The sequence below is a fragment of the Micromonospora sp. NPDC005413 genome (assembly GCF_040606435.1).
Lineage (GTDB): Bacteria > Actinomycetota > Actinomycetes > Mycobacteriales > Micromonosporaceae > Micromonospora.
The window spans coordinates 82,504-106,483 of the sequence record NZ_JBEXEV010000023.1 but is presented as its reverse complement, the minus strand read 5'-3'; the positions used below and the strand labels follow the sequence as shown (position 1 = coordinate 106,483).

21 protein-coding genes are annotated in these 23,980 nt (G+C 71.9%); 5 read left to right on the top strand and 16 right to left on the bottom strand.

Annotation, left to right across the window (positions count from 1 at the left end):
* Window positions 1-126 precede the first annotated feature (126 nt).
* From ricT to tmk, 6 genes are all read right to left on the bottom strand, one after another.
* Entirely contained in the window at window positions 127-966 is an 840-nt protein-coding gene (gene ricT, locus ABZS37_RS22495; RefSeq protein WP_355171787.1) for a regulatory iron-sulfur-containing complex subunit RicT, read from the bottom strand.
* Window positions 967-1,318: 352 nt separating this feature from the next.
* The gene (locus tag ABZS37_RS22490) at window positions 1,319-1,999 is read right to left on the bottom strand and encodes a hypothetical protein (RefSeq protein ID WP_355171785.1); all 681 of its coding nucleotides are present in this window, start codon (window positions 1,997-1,999) and stop codon (window positions 1,319-1,321) included.
* Window positions 1,999-2,304 (bottom strand): hypothetical protein, encoded by a 306-nt coding sequence (locus tag ABZS37_RS22485; RefSeq protein WP_354992647.1) that lies wholly within the window; start codon window positions 2,302-2,304, stop codon window positions 1,999-2,001. Before ABZS37_RS22485 ends, ABZS37_RS22490 begins: the two co-directional genes overlap by 1 nt.
* Before the next feature lies 1 nt (window position 2,305).
* A complete protein-coding gene (locus ABZS37_RS22480) occupies window positions 2,306-2,635 on the bottom strand; it encodes a YbaB/EbfC family nucleoid-associated protein (protein WP_007454690.1) in 330 nt (109 codons plus the stop codon).
* A 144-nt stretch (window positions 2,636-2,779) separates the two neighbouring features.
* On the bottom strand, window positions 2,780-4,066 hold the full coding sequence (locus tag ABZS37_RS22475) for a DNA polymerase III subunit delta' (protein ID WP_355171783.1): 1,287 nt from the start codon (window positions 4,064-4,066) through the stop codon (window positions 2,780-2,782).
* Window positions 4,066-6,165, bottom strand: a complete 2,100-nt coding sequence (gene tmk / locus ABZS37_RS22470) for a dTMP kinase (protein WP_355171801.1) — start codon at window positions 6,163-6,165, stop codon at window positions 4,066-4,068. Before tmk ends, ABZS37_RS22475 begins: the two co-directional genes overlap by 1 nt.
* A 308-nt stretch (window positions 6,166-6,473) precedes the next feature.
* On the opposite strand from tmk, the gene ABZS37_RS22465 reads away from it, so the two are divergent.
* Window positions 6,474-7,682 carry an amino acid deaminase/aldolase gene (locus tag ABZS37_RS22465; protein ID WP_355171781.1) on the top strand — a complete coding sequence of 403 codons (1,209 nt, stop codon included), beginning with the start codon at window positions 6,474-6,476 and terminating at the stop codon, window positions 7,680-7,682.
* 20 nt (window positions 7,683-7,702) lie between these two features.
* Here the strand turns inward: ABZS37_RS22465 and ABZS37_RS22460 are convergent, their stop codons facing one another.
* Complete coding sequence (locus ABZS37_RS22460) at window positions 7,703-8,308, bottom strand: TetR family transcriptional regulator (RefSeq protein ID WP_355171799.1); 606 nt, start codon at window positions 8,306-8,308, stop codon at window positions 7,703-7,705.
* A gap of 226 nt (window positions 8,309-8,534) precedes the next feature.
* Between ABZS37_RS22460 and ABZS37_RS22455 the strand changes: the two genes are divergently transcribed.
* Window positions 8,535-9,851 carry a D-arabinono-1,4-lactone oxidase gene (locus ABZS37_RS22455; protein WP_355171779.1) on the top strand — a complete coding sequence of 439 codons (1,317 nt, stop codon included), beginning with the start codon at window positions 8,535-8,537 and terminating at the stop codon, window positions 9,849-9,851.
* A gap of 73 nt (window positions 9,852-9,924) precedes the next feature.
* On the opposite strand, the gene ABZS37_RS22450 is transcribed toward ABZS37_RS22455, so the two are convergent.
* The 7 genes from ABZS37_RS22450 to ABZS37_RS22420 all read right to left on the bottom strand — a co-directional run bounded on the left by ABZS37_RS22450 (window position 9,925) and on the right by ABZS37_RS22420 (window position 19,208).
* Entirely contained in the window at window positions 9,925-10,902 is a 978-nt protein-coding gene (locus ABZS37_RS22450) for a hypothetical protein (protein WP_355171777.1), read from the bottom strand.
* 117 nt (window positions 10,903-11,019) lie between these two features.
* Window positions 11,020-13,860 (bottom strand): type I DNA topoisomerase, encoded by a 2,841-nt coding sequence (topA, locus tag ABZS37_RS22445; RefSeq protein WP_355171775.1) that lies wholly within the window; start codon window positions 13,858-13,860, stop codon window positions 11,020-11,022.
* A gap of 455 nt (window positions 13,861-14,315) precedes the next feature.
* Window positions 14,316-15,107 (bottom strand): hypothetical protein, encoded by a 792-nt coding sequence (locus ABZS37_RS22440; RefSeq protein WP_355171773.1) that lies wholly within the window; start codon window positions 15,105-15,107, stop codon window positions 14,316-14,318.
* The gene (locus tag ABZS37_RS22435) at window positions 15,098-15,640 is read right to left on the bottom strand and encodes a hypothetical protein (RefSeq protein WP_355171772.1); all 543 of its coding nucleotides are present in this window, start codon (window positions 15,638-15,640) and stop codon (window positions 15,098-15,100) included. The genes ABZS37_RS22440 and ABZS37_RS22435 overlap by 10 nt, the downstream gene beginning before the upstream one ends.
* A 102-nt stretch (window positions 15,641-15,742) precedes the next feature.
* Entirely contained in the window at window positions 15,743-18,103 is a 2,361-nt protein-coding gene (locus ABZS37_RS22430; RefSeq protein WP_355171770.1) for a sodium-translocating pyrophosphatase, read from the bottom strand.
* 314 nt (window positions 18,104-18,417) lie between these two features.
* The gene (locus ABZS37_RS22425) at window positions 18,418-18,852 is read right to left on the bottom strand and encodes an ATP-binding protein (RefSeq protein WP_354993106.1); all 435 of its coding nucleotides are present in this window, start codon (window positions 18,850-18,852) and stop codon (window positions 18,418-18,420) included.
* Window positions 18,852-19,208 carry an STAS domain-containing protein gene (locus ABZS37_RS22420; RefSeq protein WP_088986718.1) on the bottom strand — a complete coding sequence of 119 codons (357 nt, stop codon included), beginning with the start codon at window positions 19,206-19,208 and terminating at the stop codon, window positions 18,852-18,854. Before ABZS37_RS22420 ends, ABZS37_RS22425 begins: the two co-directional genes overlap by 1 nt.
* Window positions 19,209-19,396: 188 nt before the next feature.
* Here ABZS37_RS22420 and ABZS37_RS22415 point away from each other — a divergent pair, with 188 nt between their 5' ends.
* The 3 genes from ABZS37_RS22415 to ABZS37_RS22405 all read left to right on the top strand — a co-directional run bounded on the left by ABZS37_RS22415 (window position 19,397) and on the right by ABZS37_RS22405 (window position 22,814).
* Window positions 19,397-21,778 carry a DEAD/DEAH box helicase gene (locus ABZS37_RS22415; protein ID WP_355171797.1) on the top strand — a complete coding sequence of 794 codons (2,382 nt, stop codon included), beginning with the start codon at window positions 19,397-19,399 and terminating at the stop codon, window positions 21,776-21,778.
* Between the two features lie 98 nt (window positions 21,779-21,876).
* Window positions 21,877-22,080: a hypothetical protein gene (locus tag ABZS37_RS22410; RefSeq protein ID WP_354992658.1), complete on the top strand. Its 204-nt coding sequence runs from the start codon at window positions 21,877-21,879 to the stop codon at window positions 22,078-22,080.
* A 155-nt stretch (window positions 22,081-22,235) separates the two neighbouring features.
* Window positions 22,236-22,814 (top strand): hypothetical protein, encoded by a 579-nt coding sequence (locus tag ABZS37_RS22405; protein ID WP_355171768.1) that lies wholly within the window; start codon window positions 22,236-22,238, stop codon window positions 22,812-22,814.
* 290 nt (window positions 22,815-23,104) lie between these two features.
* Here ABZS37_RS22405 and ABZS37_RS22400 read toward each other — a convergent pair whose 3' ends face one another.
* Both ABZS37_RS22400 and ABZS37_RS22395 read right to left on the bottom strand, forming a co-directional pair.
* Entirely contained in the window at window positions 23,105-23,572 is a 468-nt protein-coding gene (locus ABZS37_RS22400; protein WP_355171766.1) for an Rv3654c family TadE-like protein, read from the bottom strand.
* Complete coding sequence (locus ABZS37_RS22395; RefSeq protein ID WP_355171764.1) at window positions 23,572-23,952, bottom strand: TadE family type IV pilus minor pilin; 381 nt, start codon at window positions 23,950-23,952, stop codon at window positions 23,572-23,574. Before ABZS37_RS22395 ends, ABZS37_RS22400 begins: the two co-directional genes overlap by 1 nt.
* Window positions 23,953-23,980 lie beyond the last annotated feature (28 nt).

The window sequence follows — 23,980 nt, the reverse complement described above, 5'->3', positions numbered from 1 at the left end:
CCCCGGCCCCGACCGCTCTCCCGCGCGATCATGAAGTTATTGCCCCGACACGCCGGGCAAGATGGCAATAACTTCATGATCAACGGGACGAGGCGCAGGGCCGGTGGGGGGTGGCCGGGGGCGGGGTTAGGGGGTGTAGTGCTGGTCGTGGGCTTGGCGGGGGGCGCAGACGGAGGCGCGCGAGCAGGAGCAGCGGGAGCCGTCCGCGTCGAGCCGAACCGTCACCGCGTCGCGGGGGACGCTGTGGCCGACAACCCGGCCGTCGCCCTCCGGCGTGGAGACCCGACTGCCGACCGAGGGGGCGGTCTCCTGAAAGCGCTGGTAGAGAGGGTGCTCGTACTTCAGGCAGCACATCAACCGGCCGCACGCGCCGGAGATGCGCAGCGGGTTCAGCGGCAGGTCCTGGTCCTTCGCCATCCGGATGGTCACCGGTTCGAAGTCGGTGAGGAACGTCGCGCAGCACAGGTCCCGACCGCAGGAGCCGATGCCGCCCTGCACCCGCGCCGAGTCGCGTGCGGAGAGCTGGCGCAACTCGACCCGACAGTGCAGGGTCGCGCCCAGGTCGCGGACGAGGGAGCGGAAGTCAACCCGGTGCGGGGCGGTGAAGTACACGGTGCTGCGCTCGCCGCCACCCTCGGCGGAGCCGAGCACATGGTCGACGGCAACCACCTTCATCGGCAGGCCGTGCGAGCGGATCAGCCGTTTCGCGGCAACCTTCGCCTCGGCCTTACGCCGACGCAGCGCCTCGTCCCGGCGTAGGTCGTCGTCGCCGGCCAGCCCCACCAACCGGGGGAAGCCGTCGGTCTCCTCGGTCACCCACTGCGCCGCCCACACGCACTCCGCCACCTCGGGCCCGTCGTCGGTGGGCACCAGCACCTTGTCGCCCACCTGCGGACGCGACTCACCGGGGTCGAGGTAGTAGAGGCGCCCGTACCGGTTGAAGCTGACCGCGCAGAGCATGCCCATCCCCCCACCCTACGACGGTTGACCGCAGTGGGGCGCGTCGGCCGTCGTCGGACGACTACACGCCGCTGCCATCCATGACCGCCGATCCGACCTATTGCCGGGCGGCCCGTCGTGCCGTTGCTCCTCGCCCGGACGGTTGAATCCGGGCCCGGGTAGGAGACAAAACGCGTTCCGGCGGCGTTGAGTGGAGGCAGACCTGCGGGGGTGCAGGGGGAAGACCACGGCGTCGCCGTGGGCGCCGGCTCAGGTCAGGCGCCCGCGAGCGGCGCCGCGGCGGCGCCCGCGAGCGGCGCCGCGGCCTGTCCGGGGCTCGGCGACGGCGACCGAAGACCGGGACGGACGCCCAGACCGGCTACCAGCCGACCCGGGTGGGCTGGTCGTAGCGGGGTCGACCGTCCGCCAACGGCCGCCACGCAGCCTCGGCGAGGCTCGGCGCCCACTGACGCAGCAGCGTCTCCGCACCGTCGTACGCGACGCAGAGCACCGCCAGCACCCGCGCGGCGATCTCAGCCGCGTCGGCCACACCGGGCCCCACCGGCCCGGGGCGCGTCGACACACCTGTGGCGGTGGCGGAGACCACGGCTACCGCCTCGGCCGAGCGGAGAACGTCGGCCAACGTCCGGGCCAGGGCGAGACGGCTGCCCTCCACCCAGTCGGCGAGCGCGTCAGCGTACCCAGCGGTGGATTCCAGCCGCCCGACCAGGCTGTCCGGCCCCTCGTCGAGGTGGCGCAGCAGTGCCGCCCGCTGTTGCCCGTACGCCGTGGCGGCCGGACCGGACCAGAGCACGCCGTCGGTGAGCGCGGCGGAGACGTCGTCGTACCCCCGGATCAGCCGGCGCACCGCGTGCCCGGCGCCGGCGAGCGGCGCGGGGTGCAGGTCGAGGAAGCCGCGCACCGCGTTGCCCGGCAGCACCTGCATCCGGCGCAGCAGCGGCCAGACGCGGTGCCCCTCCGGGACGCCGGCGGCGATCAGAGTGTCCACCCTGCGCAGCAGGTCGAGGCCGGGCTCGGCGAGCCGGTCCAGCGCGTCCATTACGGCTCCCCGGCGAGCCGGCGGCGGGCTGCCCGGTCGACGTCGGCATAGCGGTCGGCGGCCTCCCGGACAGCCGCGGCGGCGGCGGCCAGCCGACCGGCGGCGGCGCGGGCCTCCCGGGCCCGATCGTCGGTGGCGGTGGTCCATTGTCGGTGCAGCGCGCGACCGATCTCGCCGGGGCGACCGGGGGCGTCGGCGCCGAACGCGGCCTGGGCCGGATCGCTGGCGGTGACGGTGTGCGAAACGGCGGTGAGCGTGGCGCTCGCCTCGTCCAGCCGGGCGGAGAGCGCGCGCAGTGTGTCCATCTCAGGCCCCCGCGAGCGGTCGGTAGGCGGCGAACGTCTCGTTGTGCAGCTTCTCCCGAGCCCACTCGGCGGCGTCGGCCGCCGCGGTGACCGCGGCCTGCACGGAGCCGGCCACGTCCCGTGGGCTGCGGGTGTGCAGCGGCCCGAGGAACCGGACGTCGGTGATCCGCCCACCGGCGGTGACCACCACCTCGACCAGACCGTCCGGCGACCGGACGGTCACCTCGACGGTCGACACCGCCTGGTCGAACTCGGCCTGGAGCGACTCGATCCGGCGGTAGCGCCGCACCGCCTCCTCGATCCAGGCTTCGTCGATCTCCCCCCGCGGCATCGGCCGACTCCTCCCGGGTGATCCCTCACTCAGCGTGCTGCCACCGTCACCACGGCACACCGGACCGTACCGCACAGCAATTGCGCGTGTCGATGCCTGTGGATGACCGGTCCGGCGAGCGGGACCACGGCCGAGGAGTGCGGGTCAGCCCTTCCAGAGGGCGAGCATCATCGCCTCGACCGCGATCCGCGGCTTGACGTTCACCTCGATCGCCGCCCGGCAGGCGAGCACGGCCTCCAGCCGGCGCAGCGACCCCTCAGCGTCCCACTTCTGCGCGCCAGCGCCGGCCAGTGCGGCGGTGTCGGTGTGCACCGGGGCGACGGGCGCGCGCAGCGCCATGGTGAGCGCGTCCCGGTAGAAGCCCGCCAGGTCGACCAGCGCTCGGTCCAGCGCGTCCCGCTGGGCCCGGGTGGCCCGGGACTTCTGCCGCTTCTCCAGCTCCTTGAGTTGCCCGGCAGCACCTCGTATCGCGCCGGACGCGCCACGGCCGGTGCCGCCCGCGCCGAGCGCGGTCTCCAGTGCCGCCCGCTCGGACGTGTCGGCGTCGGTGACCGCCGCCTCGGCCTCCGCCTCGGCGGCCTCGATCAGTGCGGACGCCGCGTCGAAGGCCGCGCCGACACCGGTCAGTCGGCGTGGCACCGCGAGCACCGCCTCGCGCCGCTTGCGGGCCTCCGGGTCGCGGGCCAGCCGGCGGGCCCGACCCACGTGCCCCTGCGCGGCCGCCGCGGCCCACTGCGCCACCTCGGGCGCGATGCCGTCCCGACGGACCAGCACCTCGGCCACCGCGGCGGCCGGCGGCTGCCGCAGGGGTACGACCCGACAGCGCGACCGGATGGTCACCGAGATGTCGTCCGGGTGGGTGGACGGGGCGCAGAGCAGGAAGACGGTACGCGGTGGAGGCTCCTCGATCGCCTTGAGCAGCGCGTTGCCGGCCGCCTCGGTGAGCCGGTCGGCGTCCTCGATGACCACCACCTGCCAGCGCCCGCCGGACGGGGTGCTGGCCGCGCGCAGCACCAGCGAGCGCATCTCGCCGACGCCGACGGAGAGCCCTTCCGGCACCACCAGTCGGACGTCGGCGTGGGTGCCACCCATCGTGGTGCGGCAGCCGGGGCACTCACCGCAGCCGGTGCCGTGCACGCACTGCAGGGCGGCGGCGAACGCCCGCGCGGCGACCGAGCGGCCGGAGCCGGGCGGCCCGGTGAAGATCCAGGCGTGCGTCATCCCGGCGGACGGATCCGCCTCGCCGGGCGCAGCATCGCCGGCCGCGAGCGCGGACGGGGCCGCCACGTCGCTGGCCGGGCCGGCGGCGATCAGCGCGGGTGCCCGGTCGGCCGCGCCCGCGCGCAGCACGGCAGCCGCAGCGGCGGCGGCCCGGCGCAGCTCGGCCACCGCCTCGTCCTGACCGACCAGGTCGGCGAAGACGCCCGGCATCAGGTCTTGTGCTCCATCGTCACCAGCTCCGCGTCGGATAACTCGGGCTGCACCGAGGTGTCCGGGCCCTGCGCCGGCCGGGGATGCACGATGCCGCCCGGGCTGCCGAGCATCTCCTCGACACGCCGGACAACCCGCCCGGTGATCTCCTCGGTCGGGCGGGAGGCGTCGAGGACCAGGTAACGCTTCGGGTCGGAGGCGGCGAGGTCGAGGAAGGCGTACCGGACGCGCTCGTGGAAGGCGATCGACTCGGCCTCCAGCCGGTCGGTGCCCGCGTTGCGGGAGGCCACCCGGGACAGGCCGGTGTGCGGCTCGACGTCCAGCAGCACCACCAGGTCGGGCTTGAGCCCACCGGTGGCCCAGGAGGAGAGCCAGGAGACCTCGTCGACGGGCAGCGTCCGGCCGGCGCCCTGGTACGCCAGGGACGAGTCGACGTACCGGTCGCTGATCACCACGCCGCCCCGGACCAGCGCGGGCCGGACGACGGCGGCCACGTGGTGCGCCCGGTCGGCGGCGTAGAGCAGCGCTTCGGCCCGGGGGGAAGGTGCCTCGTCGCCGGAGGTTTCCAGCACCAGCGACCGGATCCGCTGACCGACCGCGGTCGCCCCGGGCTCGCGGGTCACCACGACGTCGCGCCCCTGGCCGCGCAGCCGCTCGGCGAGCGCGGCGAGCTGGGTGGACTTGCCGGCACCCTCGCCGCCTTCGAACACCACGAACAGCCCGGCGGAGACGAACGGCTCGGAGGGCATCAGTGGGCGGCCCCGGATCGAGCCCCAGAGGTCGGCCAGGACCGGGACGCCCTTCTTGTCGTCCATCTGGCCGAAGGCGCTGATGCCGGCGAAGATGCCGGCGGCACCGGCGGCGAGCAGCAGCAGCCGGGTCGACGAGATGGACAGGCCCAGGTCGGCGATCTCCAGCTTGCGTGAGCCGCCGACACCGGCGAGCAGGCTGCTCAGCGCGATGGCCAGGATCAGCACCAGCCGGGTGCCGATCTGCACCACGGCGAAGACCCGGCCGCGCACCTCGTCCTTGATCTCGCCGCCGAGCAGGGTGGTGCCGGCCAGGAAGGCCATGCCGGCGCCGGCGCCCACCAGCACCGCGCCGACGATCGCCATGGACAGGTGGATGGCGAAGGCGAGGGTCATCACGGCCGCGCTGGCCAGCACGATGCTCATGCCGAACCAGCGACGCCGGGACATGTCTTTGACGATCATCGGGCCGAGGCCGATGCCGAGCGCCAGGCCGACGAAGATCGCGCCGAAGAGCAGCGAGAACGCCGCGTCACCGGCACCCAGGGAGCTGGCGAAGAACTTCGCGGTGCCGATCACGATGCCGCCGCCGGCGAACGCGCCCAGGATGCCGAGGACCAGCCCGCGCACCAGCGGGGTCTGCCCGATGAACTGCCAGCCCTCCTTGAACTGGCTCAGCATGCTCTGCTCGTGGCGGTCGCCATCGACGGTCTGCCCCTGGCTGATCTCCTTGATTCCGAATGCGACCACCAGGGCGGTGGCCAGCCGGGACAGGGAGTTGAACCAGAGCGCCAGCTGGGCCGGCTCGGCCCAGTCCGGGAAGTTGCCACCGGTCACGCCCCGGACGCTGCGGTCCAGGCCGGCGCTGACGGCCGCGGCGAGCACAGGGGTCAGGCCGTACGTGGTGATCAGCGTGAGCTGGTTGGCCGCCTCCAGCCGGGCGCGCGGGATCAGGTTGGGGACCGCGGCCTCCTTGGCCGGGATCCAGATCAGGGTGATCGACTCGATCAGGAAGGTGGCGATGGTCGCCCACAGGACCACTATCGCGCCACTGGCACCGGCCAGCGCCACCATCGGGATCGAGGCGAAGAGCACGAACCGGAGCAGGTCGCAGATGACCATCGTCCAGCGGCGGTCGAACCGGTCGGCGAGCACGCCGGCGACCGGCCCGAGCACCAGCGCCGGAAGCAGCCGGATCGCGATGACGCCACCGAAGACCGCGCCCTGGGCGGTGCTGCCCTGGACCTGGGAGGCGGCGAAGACCGAGGTGGCCAGCAGGCCGAGCCAGTCACCGAAGGAGGCCGCGCCGAGCACGAGCCAGAGCCGCCGGAACGGCCGGATGCGCAGCACCGAACGGATGGCGGCGTAGCCGGACGGATCCACCTGGCCACCGCTGGACGGGTTGGCGGCTTTGCCCGACTGGTCGCTTGATCGCGACACGCCGGGCGACTCGCCGCTGTTCTGGCTTTCGATGGCCGTACCTCCACGTGCCGGCCCATCGCTGGGCACCTCCGGTGGAACACTCTAGACCCGGTGGGGGGCCGCCCCACCGGCGACATTCTCCTGCTCGCTGAGCCTAGGCCGCTGGAGGCACCGGCCGCAGCCCGGACGTACGCGAGGGTATTTCGCATTTACCGTCGGACAGTTAGCGTGCACACGTGGCCATCGAAAGCGACAAACTTCGCGAGCGTCTGGAACGGGCGACCGCCCACCTCGACCCGCCGTACGCGGTGGTCGACCTCACCGCCTTCGACGCCAACTCGGCCGCCCTGGCCGACCGCGCCGCCGGTAAACCGGTCCGGTTGGCCAGCAAGTCGGTCCGCGCCCGGGAGCTGATCAGTCGAGCCCTCGCCCGACCTGGCTGGCGGGGTGTGATGGCGTTCACCCTGCCCGAGGCGATCTGGCTGGTCCGGGCCGGCGTGACCGAGGACGTGCTGGTCGCGTACCCGAGTGTGGATCGCGCGGCGCTCGCCGAGCTTGCCGCCGACCCGGCGCTTGCCGCCGCGATCACCCTGATGATCGACGGCACCGGGCAGCTCGACGTGATCGACGACGTCCGGGCCCCCGGACAGCGCGCGGAGCTGCGGCTCTGCCTGGATCTGGACGCCTCCTGGCGACCGTTGCGCGGGCGGGTGCACGTCGGCGTGCGCCGCTCACCGGTGCACAGCGCACGGGCGGCCGGCGCACTCGCCGCCACCGTCGCCGGTCGGGCCGGCTTCCGGCTGGTCGGGCTCATGTCGTACGAGGCGCAGATCGCCGGCCTGGGCGACGCGCCGCCCGGGCAGACGCTGCTGGCGGGCGCGATCAGGCTGGCCCAGCGCGGGTCGTACCGCGAGTTGCTGGCCCGCCGGGGCGCGGCGGTGGCCGCGGTACGCGAGCACGCCGACCTGGAGTTCGTCAACGGCGGCGGCACCGGCAGCGTGGCCGCCACCAGCGCCGATCCCGCGGTCACCGAGGTCACCGCGGGATCGGGCCTGTACGGGCCGACGCTGTTCGACGCGTACCGTGCCTGGCGCCCCACCCCTGCGGCGTTCTTCGCCTGCGCGGTGGTCCGCCGGCCGACGCCGGAGCTGGCGACCGTGCTCGGCGGCGGCTGGATCGCCTCCGGCCCGGCCGCCGACAGCCGACTGCCCCGGCCGTGGCTGCCGGCTGGGCTGAAACTGGTCGGCACCGAGGGTGCCGGCGAGGTGCAGACCCCGCTGTCCGGCGCGGCGGCGGCGACCCTGCGCGTCGGCGACCGGGTGTGGTTCCGGCACGCCAAGGCGGGTGAGCTGTGTGAACGGGTCAACGAGCTGCACCTGATCGAGGGGGACGCGGTCGTGGCGACCGTCCCCACCTACCGGGGTGAGGGGCAGGCCTTCCTCTGAGGCCATCGCCCCGCGCCGGCTCAGACGGGCTGGGCCGCCTCGGCCTGCTGCCCCACGGTGGACCGGCCGCTGTCCGGGCCGTCGACCTGGCGGTGCAGGTACTCCCGGATCAGTGCCTTCGCCTCGAGCAGCACCCGCTCGTCGCCGTCGGACTTCCGTCGGAACGCGAGCTTGATCAGCGCGTCCGCCGCCTCGACCGCGATCTCCAGGACAAAACGGAGCTTCGGTACGTCGGTGAGGCCGAAACGCTCGGTGAGCACCCGGGCCAACTGGTCGGCGATCACGCCGTTGTTGTCCCGCTGCTCATCCAGCAGGTGCAGGTCGACCACGTCGCCGAAGTGCAGGGTGCGGAAGCCGGGGACGGTGCGGTGCATCGTGATGTACTCGTCGATCCCCGCGTCGACGCCGTCCCACCAGTGGGTCATCTCGTCGGAGGCGAACCGCTCGTCGAGGCGCTGGAGGTAGGACTCCATCGTGCGCAGGGTCAACGCCTGCACGATCGCCCGCTTGTCCGGGAAGAACTGGTAGACCGACCCGATCGCTACTTCGGCACGCTCGGCGAGCAGGGTCGTGGTCAACCCCTCGTACCCCACCTCGTCGACGAGTTCGGCGCAGGCATCCAACATGCGCTGTACCCGCGCGACACTTCGACCCTGCACCGGTACGCGGCGCAGCGGCCCGGTCGTGGCGGCTGGTGTGGACACTCGGTGCCACCCCCCTTCGACGGATGAACATATCTCCACGTCACGAGTCCGTGACTACCGGTACAACGAGCGGATCGCAATTGCGGTATTTACCAGGTAGAACGTTCCTGATATGAAGTCAGTTCATATTCATGAATGAGGAGCGCGCATGGCCGGCACAGCACCGCTCACCGCCCCGTGGTCCAACTGGGCCGGCAACCAGCGTGGCAGCGCCACGGCGATCCTGCGCCCCGGCTCGCCGACCGACGTCGCAGAAGCCGTCCGAGAGGCCGCAGCCGCCGGTGGTCGGATCCGCGTGACCGGCAGCGGCCACTCGTTCACCGCCGTCGCGCTCGCCGACGACCGTCGGATGGAAATGTCCGAGCTGGAGAGCACGGTCAGCGTCGACGTCGCACATCGGCTGGTCACCGTACCGGCCGGAATGACCCTGCACGCGCTCAACGGTCTGCTCGCCCGGAACGGCCTCGCACTGCCCAACCTTGGTGACATCGACGCGCAGACCGTCGCCGGGGCGATCTCCACGGGCACCCACGGCACCGGCGCGGGGTGGGGGTGCCTGTCCACCTTCGTCGAGGCGATCACCCTGGTCACCGGCACGGGCGAGGTGCTGCGCTGCTCCGCCGACGAGCATCCCGACGTCTTCGCCGCCGCCCGGGTGTCACTCGGCGCTCTCGGCGTACTCGTCGAGGTGACCCTGCGCTGCGTCGACGCCTTCGTGCTGCACGCCCACGAACGCCCGGCCGAGCTGGCCGACGTGCTCGGCGACCTACCCACGCTGATCGGCGGGCACGACCACGTCGAGTTCTACTGGTTCCCCTACACCGCTCGGGTCCAGGTCAAGACCAACAATCGGGTACCCGCCAACGACCGGCCGCTGCCCCGCTGGCGCGGCTGGCTGGACGACGACTTCCTGTCCAACACCGTCTTCGCCGGCGCCTGCCGACTCGGCCGAGCCGTGCCCGCGCTCGCCCCGGGGATCAGCTCGGTCTCCGCCCGCGCCCTCAGCGAACGCCAGTACACCGGCCGCTCCGACCGGGTGTTCTGCACCCCGCGCCGGGTCCGGTTCGTGGAGATGGAGTACGGCCTGCCCCGCGAGGCGCTGCCCGAGGCGCTCGCCGCGCTCCAACGGATCGTCGACGGGCTGCCGTTCAAGGTGCTCTTCCCCGTGGAGGTGCGATTCACGGCCGCCGACGACATCTGGCTGTCGCACGGCTACGGCCGCGACAACGCCTACATCGCCGTGCACCAGTACGTCGGCATGCCGTACGAGCCGTACTTCCGGGCCTTCGAGAAGGTGGCCGCCGGGCTGGGCGGCCGCCCGCACTGGGGCAAGCTGCACTACCGCGACGCCGCGTCTCTGGCCGGCGCGTACCCCCGCTTCGCGGACTTCCAGGCCATCCGCGACCGCCTGGACCCCAACCGCGTCTTCACCAACCCCCACCTAACCCACGTCCTCGGCGCCTGACGGCAGCCCGCCGGCACCCATCCGTAGATCTTGGAAGGAAACGGCCCTTCGAGGGGCACTTTCCTTCCAAGATCTACGGATTTGGTTGGCCTTGCCAGCCAGCGGCTTTGAGGGCTCCGCCGAGTTGGGTGAGGACCTCGTTCGAGTGGGCGCGCACGGCCCAGGCCGGGAAGCGCAGCAGCCGATCGCCGGCCACCCACAGGCCGTTCTGCCGGCTCATGTCCGCCCACCAGGCGCGCGGATCGACGTGCTGCCCGCCGTCGATCTCGACATGCACTCCCCACTCCTCGAAGTAGGCGTCCAGGTAGCGACGTCGCCCGGTCGAGTCGTAGCGGATCTTCTGCCGCGTCGGTTCGGGTAGCACTGCGCGACGGATCAGACCCAGGAAGGCCAGCTCGGGCAGCGAGTGCGACCCACCCGCCGCGTCCGTTGCTGTGGCCAGGATCAGTTGGCGGCGGCGGACCCGAGGCAGCCGGTTGACGATCTGATGCAGGTCGTCGGCAGCCACGAGCCGTTGTTGAAATGCGGCGGCCACGATCGCCCGCGCCTCCTGATCACCGGATGCCCACTGCGCGGCGTCCACGATCGAACGGGACGGCATGGTCCGGCGGGGTTGCCCAACGGCCAGCACATCCCGGTCGGTAAGTGTGGCGGTCCGGTGCAGCAGCACGCCCGGTGGCAGCGATCCACGTCGACTGGAGGCGGGAAGTAAGAGGTGGACCGGCCGGTCCGAGAAGCCTCGGAGACCTCCGGACTGCGCGGCGGTCAGGCCGCCGAGAACCGCCTGCGGCCCGGCGGCGAGGACGGCCGTCCATCGGCGCTGGCCGGCGCTGACCGGGCCGTTGTGGGCAACGAACACCGCGCGGTGGACCTGCCTCCACCTCCCGGTGGCCACCCGGTGCCGGATAGCCTTGGGTGACAGGTGCCGCCTCGCCTGGTCGAGGCTCAACACGTCCTCTTGGTGGAAGAGCAGCCAGGTCAGCTCATCCGCGTCGTCGCGCGGCAGCCGGCGGCTCAGAGCAGCCAGTGACGACCCCGTCCGGAGACTCATGACAGCCAGTCTCCGTACAACCGCCCCCAAAAGCTGCCCCTGTGGACAACGGAAAGATCTTGGAAGGAAAGTGCCCCTGGAGGGGCGGATTCCTTCCAAGATCTCGCAGGAGCTGGGTTAGTCCGTGGTTGTTGCGGCTTTCCGGGGAGCCGCTTTCTTGGCTGGGGCCTTCTTTGCCGCCGTCGTGGCCTTGGCAGTCGTGGTCTTCTTCGCCGCAGTGGACTTGCTGGCGGCGGCCGTCTTCTTGGTGGCCGTGGCCTTCTTCGCGGGAGCCTTCTTCGCCGCCGCCTTCTTACGCGGCGCCGGACCCTTCGCCCGCTTCTCGGCCAGCATCTCGGAGGCTTCCGCGATGCTCAGCTCCTCCGGGGTCTGCCCGCGCCGCAGCGACGCGTTGAACTCCCCGTCGGTGACGTACGGGCCGAATCGGCCGTCCTTGATGACCAACGGCTTCTCGGTCGCCGGGTCGACGCCCATCTCGCGCAGCGGCGGTGCCGCAGCCCGCCGTCCACGGGCCTTCGGAGCGGCCAGCAGGGCCAGCGCCTCGTCCAGGCCGACCGTGAACATCTGGTCTTCGGACTCGAGCGAACGGAACTCCTCGCCCTGCTTGACGTACGGACCGTAGCGGCCGTTGTTGGCGAAGACCTCGACGCCGTCGGGTGCGACACCGATCAGCCGGGGGAGGCTGAGCAGCTTGAGTGCCTCCTCCAGGGTCAGCGAGTCCGGTGTCTGCGTCCGCAGCAGCGAGGACTTCCGCTCGCCGCTGGACACGTACGGGCCGAACCGGCCGGCCTTGAGCACGATCGGCTCACCGGTGGCGGGGTCGTCGCCGAGCTTGCGCTCGCCGCTGCCGCCGAGGAACAGCTCGTGCACCTTCTCCGGGGTCAGCTCGTCCGGGGCCAGTCCCTCCGGGATCGGCGCCCGGTCGCCCTGGGCACCGGTCTCCTCGCCCTCGCCCCCGGTGGCCGGGGTCGGCTGCTCGCCGCCGGGCAGCTCCCGCTGCAGGTACGGCCCGTACCGGCCGACCCGTACGACGACCTCGCGGCCCTCGTCGTCGGTGAAGAGCGGGATGGAGTTGACGCTGCGGGCGTCGATGTCGCTGAGGTTCTCGGTGACCAGCTTCTTGAGCCCGCCGGAACGGGCGATGCCCTGGTCGCCGGCACCGTTGGAGCTGCCGAAGTAGAACGCGGTGAGGAAGTCGACCGCGGCGTGGTCACCGCCGGCGATCTCGTCCAGCTCGTTCTCCATGGTGGCGGTGAAGTCGTAGTCGATGAGGCGCGGGTAGTGCTGCTCCATCAGCCCGATCACGGCGAACGCCAGGAAGGTCGGGATCATCGCCTGGCCGCGCTTGGTGACGTACCCCCGGTCCTGGATCGTCTGCATGATCGACGCGTAGGTGGACGGGCGGCCGATGCCCAGCTCTTCCAGGGCCTTGACCAGCGACGCTTCGGTGTAGCGCGACGGCGGCTGGGTGTGGTGGCCCTGCGCAGCCAGTTGGTCGGCGGTCAGCGGCTGGTCCTTGACCAGGGTGGGCAGCCGGCGCTCGGCGTCCTCGGCCTCGGCGTTCTCGTCGTCACTGGACTCGACGTACGCGCGCAGGAAGCCCGGGTCCGTGATGGTCTTGCCGGTCGCGCCGAAGTCGGCTTCCTCCTGGGCGGCGGAGACGGCGCGGATGCGCACCGAGACGCTGGAGCCGACCGCGTCGGTCATCTGCGAGGCGATGGTCCGGCGCCAGATCAGCTCGTAGAGCTTGAACTCCTCGCCGGACAGCTCCTTGGCCACCTCGCCCGGGGTGCGGAAATTGTCCCCCGCCGGGCGGATCGCCTCGTGTGCCTCCTGCGCGTTCTTCACCTTGCCGGTGTAGCGGCGCGGCTCCGGCGGCACACTGCGCTCGCCGTACAGCTCGACGATCTGCCGGCGGGCCGCCGAGATGGCGGTCTCCGACAGGTTCACCGAGTCGGTACGCATATAGGTGATGTAGCCGTTCTCGTACAGGCGCTGCGCCGTGCGCATCGTCTGCTGCGAGGACAGGCGCAGCTTGCGGGCCGCCTCCTGCTGGAGCGTGGAGGTGATGAACGGTGCGTACGGGCGGCGACGGTACGGCTTCTCCTCGACCCGGGTGACCGTGAACGGCCGCCCGTCGAGCCGGGCCGCGAGCCCTCTGGCTCCGCTCTCGTCGAGGTGGACGACCCCAGCGCCGGCCCGAACGCGACCCGTGGTCGGCTCGAAGTCCTTGCCGGTGGCGATCCGGTCGCCGTTCAACGCGATGAGGGTGGCGTTGAACGTGCGCGGGCCCTCGCCGGCGTTGGTCACGGCGAGGGTGGCGAGGATGTCCCAGTACTCGGCGGTGCGGAAGGCCATCCGCTGCCGCTCCCGCTCGACCACGATGCGGGTCGCCACGGACTGCACCCGGCCGGCCGAGAGCCTCGGCATGACCTTCTTCCACAGCACCGGGGAGACCTCGTAGCCGTAGAGCCGGTCGAGGATCCGCCGGGCCTCCTGGGCGTCGACCAGGTCGCGGTCGATTTCCCGGGGGTTGGCGACGGCCGCCTGGATCGCCGGCTTGGTGATCTCGTGGAAGACCATCCGCTTGACCGGGACCTTGGGCTTGAGCGTCTCGACCAGGTGCCAGGCGATCGCCTCGCCCTCGCGGTCCTCATCCGTCGCCAGGAAGATCTCGTCGACCTCCTTGGCCAGCTTCACCAGCTTGCTGATCTGCTGCCTGCGGTCGGCGGAGACGACGTAGAGCGCGTGGAAGCCGTTGTCCACGTCCACCCCGAGGCGCGCCCAGGGCTCCTTCTTGTACTTGGCCGGCACGTCGGCGGCGTTGCGCGGCAGGTCGCGGACGTGACCGAAGCTGGCCTCCACGACGTACCCCGGGCCGAGGTAGCCCGAGATCGTCTTGGCCTTCGCCGGTGACTCGACGATGACCAGACGGGTGGTTCCAGCGTTGCTCGGCACGTCTCTCCCCGACCTCACTCTGCTCGTGGCCTGCCGGCGCCCGGACAGCGACCGCTTTTCGACCCCGCCGTCGCACGGCGGTCCGGATGTCCAACGTAACGCGCCGCCCACGTTTCGGGTTTCGCGGGCCGCAAACCGCTACGGCGCGGCGGTCAACGTCCGCCCCGCCGCGCTCGGCACTGCCGGACGGCGCCACCGTACACCGTGGGTAGGGCTCAAAGCGGGTCACTGTGACGATGGCGGACCCACGGCCGAGGTGCGACCCGCCCGTTTTCCGCCTGGATCGACCCGCCGGATGTCCGGCACCGGACACCGCGACGCCCCACCCCTTACCGCGTCGATCATGGACTTATGGTGGGCGTTTTAACCCCGGAGGAGCAATACGTCCCCCACCACAACTCCATGATCAACGCAGTGGGGGTGGGGGGTGAGGGGTGGGGATGGGGTGGGGTGGGTCAGGTTGGCCAGGCGTTGGTTGGCGTTGCTCGCGGCGGCGCGCCGACCAACTCGGCGAGCCGGGAGAGTCGGCGTCGGCCGGTGATCCGGTACGCCGGGCCACCCTCGCCCGGGCCGAGCAGCGTGCCCGCGAGCCCCGCCGCGGCGAGCGCCACTCCGATCGACTCCCAGCACTCCTGGTCGTCCGCGCCGAGCCCCAGCAGGAAGCCGCCGGGTAGCTCCGGCGCCCCGGCGGCGGCGAGCCACAACCGCAGCCGCCGGCCGGTCAGGTGAAAGGTGGCCGGCGGGCGTTTCGCCGGGCCGTGCAGCCAGGCCGCCGCGAGCGGCTTCAAAACCCGGGTGTACGACGTACGGACGGCGTGTCGCTCGCCCTCGGTCGGCTCCCAGCTCGCCGCCAGCCCCCGCGACGCCAGTTCGGCGACGAGCACGTGCACCCGCCACGCGGCGTCCACCTGCACTGAGAGACGGGCGGTGCCGCCCATCCGCACCACCTCACCGGGCCCGGCGAGCAGCCCGGCCAGGTCGGCGACCGTCGGCTCTGCCGCTTCCGCGCCGAAGAAGACAAGTTGCCGGCCCGCGTCGTCGGTCTGGGGTGGGCGGGGCTGCGCCGGGCCGCTGCGTCGCCGCGTGCCGGATGTCGCTGCGCCGGGTGCCGTTGTGCCGGGTGCCGTTGTGCCGGGTGCCGTTGTGCCGGGTGCCGTTGTGCCGGGTGTCGGCTCGCCGGGCTCGGGGGCGGGGAACAGCGCCGGTGGTTGCGCCGCTCCGGTGTCGCCACGCCCACTCAGCGACACTCCGGCACCTCGTCGAAGGCCTGTTTCAGCTCCTCGGAGTTGAGCTTGCTGGTGTCCAGCGCGCTGGCGTCGTACTCCTTGTTGAGGGTCTCCACGGCGGCCCGGACCCCGTCGTAGAAGACGGTCGGCTCACCGGTGCCCAACCCGTCGATGGTGTTCCGGGCGCGGCCGTAGGCGTCCCGCATCTTCCCCAGTGAGTTGCGGAAACCGGCGGAGATGGTCGCACCGTTGTCGGTCTCCGGGACGCCGGCCTGCTCGACCTTGCGGCGCGCGGTCTCGCTGGCCTGCTCCGCCCCACCAAAGAGCCGCACCAGGTTCTCCTTGGCCTGCGCCGGCGTGGTCTGCGCGGTCATCTGCTCGTCCGTGCTGCTGGTCAACTTGCTGATCTCGGAGCGCCACGGGGTGAGCGCGCCGCAGACCGAGGCCGCCCAGGCCCGTGGGCTGGGGCCCCCGCCGCAACCGGCGAGTACGACGACGATCGTGGCCAGGACCACCGTGAGCTTTCCGGCGGCAGACGCCCGGCACGTACGCATGCGTTGCAGCGTACGACCTTTGGCCAGGTGTGGCATCGGTCCGGACGGCCGGGTCCCCGGTCGACGCGGTACGTCGACCGGGGACCCGGTGCCGGCGGTGGGTCAGGCGTTGACCGTCTCCGGCCGGTGGTCGGTGCTGCCCGCGCCGGTGTTGCCATCGGCGTCGGAGTCCGCCATCGCGATGCCCTTGCGTTTGCTGAACACGATGGACGCCACGATGATCAGCGTCGCGACTACCGCGATGCTGACCCGCAGGCCGACGTTGCGCTCGTCGCCGACGCTCCAGGCCACCACGGCGGGCGCGATCAGCAGCGAGACCAGGTTCATCACCTTGATCAGCGGGTTGATCGCCGGGCCGGCGGTGTCCTTGAACGGGTCACCGACGGTGTCGCCGATGACAGTGGCGGCATGCGACTCGGAGCCCTTGCCGCCGTACGCGCCGTCCTCGACCAGCTTCTTGGCGTTGTCCCAGGCGCCACCGGAGTTGGACAGGAAGACCGCCATCAGGGTGCCGGCCCCGATCGCCCCGGCCAGGTACGCGGCGAGTGCGCCGGGCCCGAGACCGAAGCCGACCGCGATCGGCGCCAGGATGGCGAGCAGGCCGGGGGTCATCAGCTCGCGCTGCGCGTCCCGGGTGCAGATGTCGACGACCTTGCCGTACTCCGGGCGCTGGGTGCCGTCCATGATGCCGGGCAGCTCACGGAACTGCCGGCGGACCTCCATGACCACGGCACCGGCCGAGCGGGACACCGCGTTGATGGCCAGCCCGGAGAAGAGGAAGACCACCGCCGCACCGATGATCAGGCCGACCAGGTTGCGCGGGTTCGCCACGTTCAGCGAGTTGAGGATCTCGTTCCCGACGTCGCCCACGCCAGCCGTCGCGTACGCGCTGCGGAGCGAGTCGGTGTACGAGCCGAACAGCGCGGTCGCGGCGAGCACCGCCGTGGCGATCGCGATGCCCTTGGTGATCGCCTTGGTGGTGTTGCCCACCGCGTCCAGCTCGGTGAGCGTGCGAGCGCCGTGCTCGTCGATGTCGCCGGACATCTCGGCGATGCCCTGGGCGTTGTCGGAGATCGGCCCGAAGGTGTCCATCGCGACGATCACGCCGACCGTGGTGAGCAGGCCGGTCCCGGCCAGTGCCACCGCGAACAGCGACAGCGTGATGGAGCTGCCGCCGAGGAGGAACGCGCCGAAGACGCCGGCGCCGATCAGCAGCGCCGAGTAGACCGCCGACTCCAGGCCGATGCTGATGCCGGCCAGGATCACGGTGGCCGCACCGGTCTGCGAGCTCTTGCCGATGTCCTGCACCGGGCGCCGGTTGGTCTCGGTGAAGTAGCCGGTCAGTGCCTGGATCGCGGCGGCCAGCACGATGCCGATCACCACGGCGCCGATGGCCACCAGCCGCGGGTTGCCGGCCGCGTCGGTGAGCCCGCCGTCGAACTCGCCGAAGGTCGCCGGCAGGTACGCGTAGGCGGCGATCGCCACCAGCACCGCGGAGAGCACCGCGGAGAGGTAGAACGCCCGGTTGATCGCGGTCAGGGCGTTGCGGTCGGACGCGCGCAGCCGGGTGATGAAGACGCCGACGATCGCGACCAGCACACCGATGGTGGAGATGATCAGCGGGAAGACCAGGCCGTCCTCGCCGAACGCGGCCCGACCGAGGATCAGCGCGGCGACCAGCGTCACCGCGTACGACTCGAACAGGTCGGCTGCCATGCCGGCGCAGTCACCGACGTTGTCGCCCACGTTGTCGGCGATGGTGGCGGCGTTGCGCGGGTCGTCCTCGGGGATGCCCTGCTCGACCTTGCCGACCAGGTCCGCGCCGACGTCGGCGGCCTTGGTGAAGATGCCACCGCCGACCCGCATGAACATCGCGAGCAGCGCGGCGCCGAAGCCGAAGCCCTCCAGCACGGTCGGCGCGTCACCCCGGTAGAGCAGGACGACCAGCGCGGCACCGAAGAGGCCGAGGCCGACGGTGAAGAAGCCGACGACGCCGCCGGTCCGGAACGCGATCTTCATGGCCGCCTCGCGGCCACCCTGTCGCTCCCGGGCGGCGGCGGCCACGCGCAGGTTGGCGCGGGTCGCCAGCCACATGCCGGCGCCGCCGATGAACGCGCTGAACAGCGCGCCCACCACGAAGAAGAGCGAGCGGCCGATCTTCACGGCGATCTCGCTGCCATCGGTGTCGTGCACCGGCAGCAGGAAGAGCAGCACCACCGCGATGACGACGAAGATCGCCAGGGTGCGGAATTGACGGAGCAGGTAGGCCGAGGCGCCCTCCTGGACCGCCGCCGAGATCTCCTGCATGTTGGTCGTGCCCTTGCCGGCCGCCAGCACCGTCTTTGTGAGGGCGGCGGCGAAAACGAGCGCCACCAGCGCGATTACCGCGGCGATGACGACGTAGGTGAGATTGCTTCCGGTAAGGGAAAGCCCGCCGCCGTCGGCGGCCAAGGTCTCGGACATCTGTGTCCTCCTGTTACCGAACACTCGCGCCGGTGAGTGGAGACGCACCGACCGACGCCTGGATGCGGACTCGCAAGCGCGCGCCAACCCACCCCAGCGGATCAGCGATGACCACCCATTCCCGCTGGCTGCGGGATGGATCACTTGCTGACAACCCGGGTACTGTAGCCCTCCGCAGTGTTGGAGGTCACACCCAGGTGCCACCGTGTCGCGATGATCTTCGTCGCTGTGTTATGAAACGAAATCTGATATAGGGTCCCATCCATGAAACAAGGCCGCATCCCGATGGGATGCGGCCTACGAACCGGATTGGGTCAGTGGCCGACCGGCCACACCATTCGCACCTCAGTGCCGATGCCCTCGTCGACCGGGCGCACCTGCAGATCCTCGACGAAGCCGGCGAGTAGCGCGAAGCCGACGCCGGTGGTCAGCGCCTCGTCGGTGAGCGACTCGTTGGCCAGCTCGTCCGGCGGCAGCGCGGTCAGACCGATGCCAGCCTCGATCGGCGCCCGGTCCACCACCCGCACCGAGTACGAGCCGCCGTCGGACATCTCCACCAACACCGGGTCGGCCAGGCCGTACTGGCGGTGCAGGGCCACCGCCCGGGTGCACGCTTCGCCGATGGCCAGGCGCACCTCGTCCAACAGGTCCTCCCGGACGCCGGCGCGCCGGGCGACGGCGACGCCGACCAGCCGGGCGGTGCGCACGTGCACCGGGGCGGGCGAGAACGAAAGCTTGACGGTCGCCATCACGCGCCGGCGCCCGCCGGGTCGGCGCTGATCGCCGCGTCGACCGTCGGGTGCAGGGGGAACACCTGGTCCAGTGCCGTGATGCGGAAGATCTTGAGCAGTGGCTCCTTGTCGCAGACCAGGGCGAACGAACCGCCGGCCGAGCGGAGCCGCTTGAGCGCGCCGACCAGCACGCCCAGCCCGGTGGAGTCGAGGAAGTCCACCCGACCGAGGTCGACCACCACGTGACGGGCGCCACCGTCGATCAGTTCGAGGAGTCGTTCGCGGAGCCGGGGCGCGGTGTAGACGTCCACCTCACCGCCAACCTCGAGCACGGTGTGCTCGCCCACGGTGCGGGTCGCCAGCGACAGCTCCATCGGTCCTCCTCGCCAGAGCCGTAAACTCTCGTGGGCATCTAACCATTACCGCCGGTGCGGCCTGCGAACGCCAGCGGCGGCTTCCCCTTACCCCCCGGCTCGACTTTTCATCTCCGAACACCAGTGCGAGAGTGCAGGGCGTGACCTCCAACGACTCCAGCTCGGCGCGTCTTGCGCCGCGCCACGACCTGGAGGCGTCGTCCGCCGCCACCGTATCCGCTGGTCCCGGCCCCGGACCATCGCCGGCCGACCTGCTGCGCCGGCTGCGCGCCCGGGGCGCCGCCGACCCGGTCACCCACGTCGAACGGGTGCCCGCACGCGTCGGGGTGCCCGCGCCATGGCCGCCGTGGGCGTCGGCGGAGCTGCGCGCGGCGTTCACCCAGCGCGGCGTGGTCGCGCCCTGGCAGCACCAGGCCGAGGCGGCCAACCTGGCGTACGAGGGCGAGCACGTGGTGGTCGCCACCGGCACCGCGTCCGGCAAGTCACTGGCGTACCAGCTCCCGGCGCTGGCCACCCTGCTCTCCGACCCCCGGGCCACCGTGCTCTACCTGGCACCGACCAAGGCGCTCGCCGCCGACCAGCTGCGGGCCGTCGCCGCGCTGGGACTGGAAGGGGTACGCCCCGCCTGCTACGACGGGGACACTCCGCGCGCCGAGCGGGAGTGGATCCGCCGGCACTCCCGGTTCGTGCTGACCAACCCGGACATGCTGCACCACGGCATCCTGCCCGGGCACGCCCAGTGGTCCGGTTTCCTGCGCCGACTCGCGTACGTGGTGATCGACGAGTGCCACACCTACCGGGGGGTGTTCGGCTCGCACGTGGCGCACGTACTGCGACGGCTGCGCCGCCAGTGCGCCCGGTTCGGGGCCACCCCGGTGTTCGTGCTCGCCTCGGCGACCTCCGGTGACCCGGCGACCGCAGCCGGGAGGCTGACCGGCCTGCCGGTGACGGCGGTCACCGAGGACGCCTCACCGCGCGGCGGGGTGACCTTCGCGCTCTGGGAGCCGCCGCTGCTGCCACCCGACTCATCGACCTCCTCGTCGGTGCCCGCGCAGACGACGGGCGGGCACGACGGCACGACGGATCTCATCCAGGTCCGCCGGTCCGCGCTACGCGAGACCGCGGACCTGCTCGCCGACACGGTCGCCGAGGGAGTACGCACGCTCGCGTTCGTCCGCTCCCGCAAGGGCGCCGAGGTCGTGGCGGCCAGTGCGCGCCGGTCGCTGGACGACGCGGTGCCGGGGCTCGGCGACCGGGTGGCCGCCTACCGGGGCGGCTACCTGCGCGAGGAGCGGCGTGAGCTGGAACGGGCGCTGCTGCACGGTGACCTGCTCGGCCTGGCCTCCACCAATGCGCTGGAGCTGGGCGTGGACCTGGTCGGGCTGGACGCGGTACTGATCTGCGGCTACCCGGGCACCCGGGCGTCACTGTGGCAGCAGGCGGGCCGCGCCGGGCGCTCCGGGCAGGAGGCACTCGCCGTGCTGGTGGCCCGGGACGACCCACTGGACACCTACCTGGTGCACCACCCGGAGGCGATCTTCGGTGCGCCGGTGGAGGCGACGGTGCTCGACCCGGCCAACCCGTACGTGCTGGCACCGCAACTCGCCTGCGCCGCGGTCGAGGCACCGCTCACACCGGCTGACCTGGCACTTTTCGGTGACGGGGCGAAGGAGGCGGTCGACGAGCTGGTGGCGGCCGGGGCGCTGCGGCAGCGGCCCACCGGCTGGTACTGGCGACACCGGGAGCGACCCGAGGTGGACCTGCGCGGCGAGGGCGGCGCACCGGTCTGCGTGGTGGAGTCGTCGACCGGCCGGCTTCTCGGCACGGTCGACGGCGGGTCCTCGCACTTCCTGCTCCACCCCGGCGCGATCTATCTGCACCAGGGCGTCTCGTACGTGGTCGACGACCTCGACCTCGCCGACGGTTGCGCGCTGGTGCACACCGAGGAGCCGGACTGGTCCACCCACGCCCGCGACGTCACCGACCTGTCCGTGGTGTCGGTGCGCTCCTACGTGGACGCCGGGCCGGTCGGCATGTTCCTCGGCGAGGTGGACGTGACCAGTCAGGTGGTGTCGTACCAGCGGCGGAGGATCGCCACCGGCGAGGTGATCGACACCCGGCCACTCGACCTGCCTACCCGGGAGCTGCGCACGGTGGCGGTCTGGTTCACCCTGTCGCCGCAGTCGTTGGCTCGTGCCGGGGTCCAGTCGGCCGACGTGCCGGGCGCGTTGCACGCCGCCGAACACGCCGCGATCGGCCTGCTGCCGCTGATGGCCACCTGCGACCGGTGGGACATCGGCGGGCTCTCGACCGCGGTTCACCCGGACACCGAGGCGCCGACCGTTTTCGTCTACGACGGGCACCCGGGTGGCGCCGGGTTCGCCGAGCGGGCGTACGGGACGGCGTCGTCGTGGCTGCGGGCCACCCGGGACGCGATCGCCGAGTGCGGCTGCGAGACCGGCTGCCCGTCCTGTGTGCAGTCACCGAAGTGCGGCAACGGCAACAGCCCGCTCTCCAAGCCGGACGCGATCCGAGTGCTCGACGTGGTGTTGGCGAACCTGCCCGCCTGAGTCGTCTTGCATGAATCCACGTGCTGCTGGGCACAATGGTGGGAGCGCTTCCATCGATGCCTATATTGCTGTTCGCCCCCCGCGCCTGAGGAGGAGCCGTGGCCGACACCATCGCCGAGACCGTCGACCTGCTCTACACGATCGACCAGGAACACCTCACCCTCGACCAGCAGATCGCGCTTGGGTCCGCGCTGGCCGCCCTGGCTCAGGCGGAACGGCTGGAGCAGATCAACGAACGGCTACGCGACATCCACCAGGTCCTCAACGGCTGGGCACTCCGCGCCACAGTCGAAGGCCGCTGACCTCTGGGGGAGCGCCGACGATCACCTGATGCTGAGCAGCCGTCAGACGGCCCGAGGGCTACTCAGCATCAAGTGATCGTGGCGAGTGGGAGCGAACCCGCAGCAAATGTCGCGCTGTGCGAGACTCCGGCGGACCAACCCCCTGAGGAGTTCAGATGCAGCCAGACAATCTGCAGAGCCAGCACCAGTTCCACATCCGCCAGCGACTGCGCATGATGGTCAACCAGTACGAGGTCCGGGCAGTCGCGCCGGACGGCACCGAGGGTGAGCTGCTGGCGTTCGCGCAGCAGAAGCGGCTCGCCTTCAAGGAGCAGGTGACGATCTACACCGATGACTCCAAGCAGCAGCCCCTGCTCGGTTTCAAGGCCCGTCAGCGCATCGACCTCGGTGCCACGTACGACGTCACCGACGCGGCCGGTAACCCGATCGGTCTGTTCCGCAAGGACTTCGCCCAGTCGCTGCTCCGGTCCACCTGGCACGTCGAGCAGGGCGGCCTGCCGCAGGTGACGGGCCAGGAGCGCAGCATGCCGGTGGCACTGCTGCGCCGGTTCGTCGACTCGCTGTCCTGGCTGCCGTACCACTTCGACTTCACCGCCGGCGGTCAGCCGATCTTCACCGTGGTGAAGAAGTGGGGCCTGCGCGACAAGTACGTCGTCGAGGTGCAGAACCCGCAGATCGACCGCCGCCTGGTCATCGCAATGGCCGTCGCCCTCGACGCGCTCCAGTCCCGCTGACAAACCCGGCCCACCCGGCCACCCACTCCTCGGCCGCTGGCCGGGACACGGCCCTCGGCCTGGTCCCGGCCAGCAGGCCGTCGGTGCCTCGGCCTGGTCCCGGCCGGCAGGCGGTCGGTGGCTCGGCCTGGTCCCGGCCAGCAGGCCCTCGGTGGCTCGGCCTCTGGCTTGGCGCCCCGGATGCTCGGGTGCCCCTCTGGAGCTGATGTCGTAAACGCATCACGCCCGACGTCGCAACCGACTCACTTCCGAAGCGCTCGCCGACCTCGCACCGACGAGCCCTGTCTCATTCAGCCGCGAACCGGGCCGGCGCGGGCCGTCGACGAGGCGACCCGGGTCAGTCCGGGAAGTGGTGTGAACACCACCTCGACGGTCACCAGCACGTCCAGTCCGTCGAGGCGACAGCCGACCAGCCGCCCACCGTTGCGGCCGGCGATGTCGGCAGCGGCCGAACAGGCCATCGCGTCGCCGTCGAGCGCCCGGGCCGCCCCGGCGAGCGCGCCGAGGTCGGCTGCCACCGCCGCCCGCTGACCTGCCATCCCGGCTGCGGCGATGGCGGCGCCGAACGTCCCGAACAGCACGAAGACCAGCCCTATCGCCAGCAGCAGGACGGTCGCACCACCTCGCTCCGCGTCGGGCCGACCATCATCGAGTGGCTCGGCGTTCGGTCCGCAGCCGTGGCCGTGGCCGTGGCCGAGGCCGAGGCCGAGGCCGAGGCCGAGGCCGAGGCCGAGTAACCAACCACCAGTTCGACGCACTACCAGTTCCCCTCGCCAGCGCCCGGTTCCACGGCTGCGACGGCGGTGGCGACCACGGTGATTCGCGGTAGCCGGCCACCCAGCGTGCGGACGGGCGCGCGTACCGTCGCCTGCACCCGGCCGCCGTCGACGGACACCGACACCTCCGCCCCCGGCGGTGCCGCCCGCCCGCCTTCCGCGCTGCCGTCCGCGCCGCGGGCGGCGGCAAGCGCCGCCTCCCGGGCCGCGTGCAGGCAGCCCGCCTGGGCGCTGACGGCGTTGACCGCGGTCAGGCCGGCCACCAGGAGCAGGAGAAGCGCCGGCAGGCCGGCCGCCAGTTCGGCGGTGAACGACCCTCGATCCCCGCCAGCGGCCCGTTCGACAGCGCGGAATCGCCGCATGCCGCCCGCCGGCCGTCCGGCGGTGCCG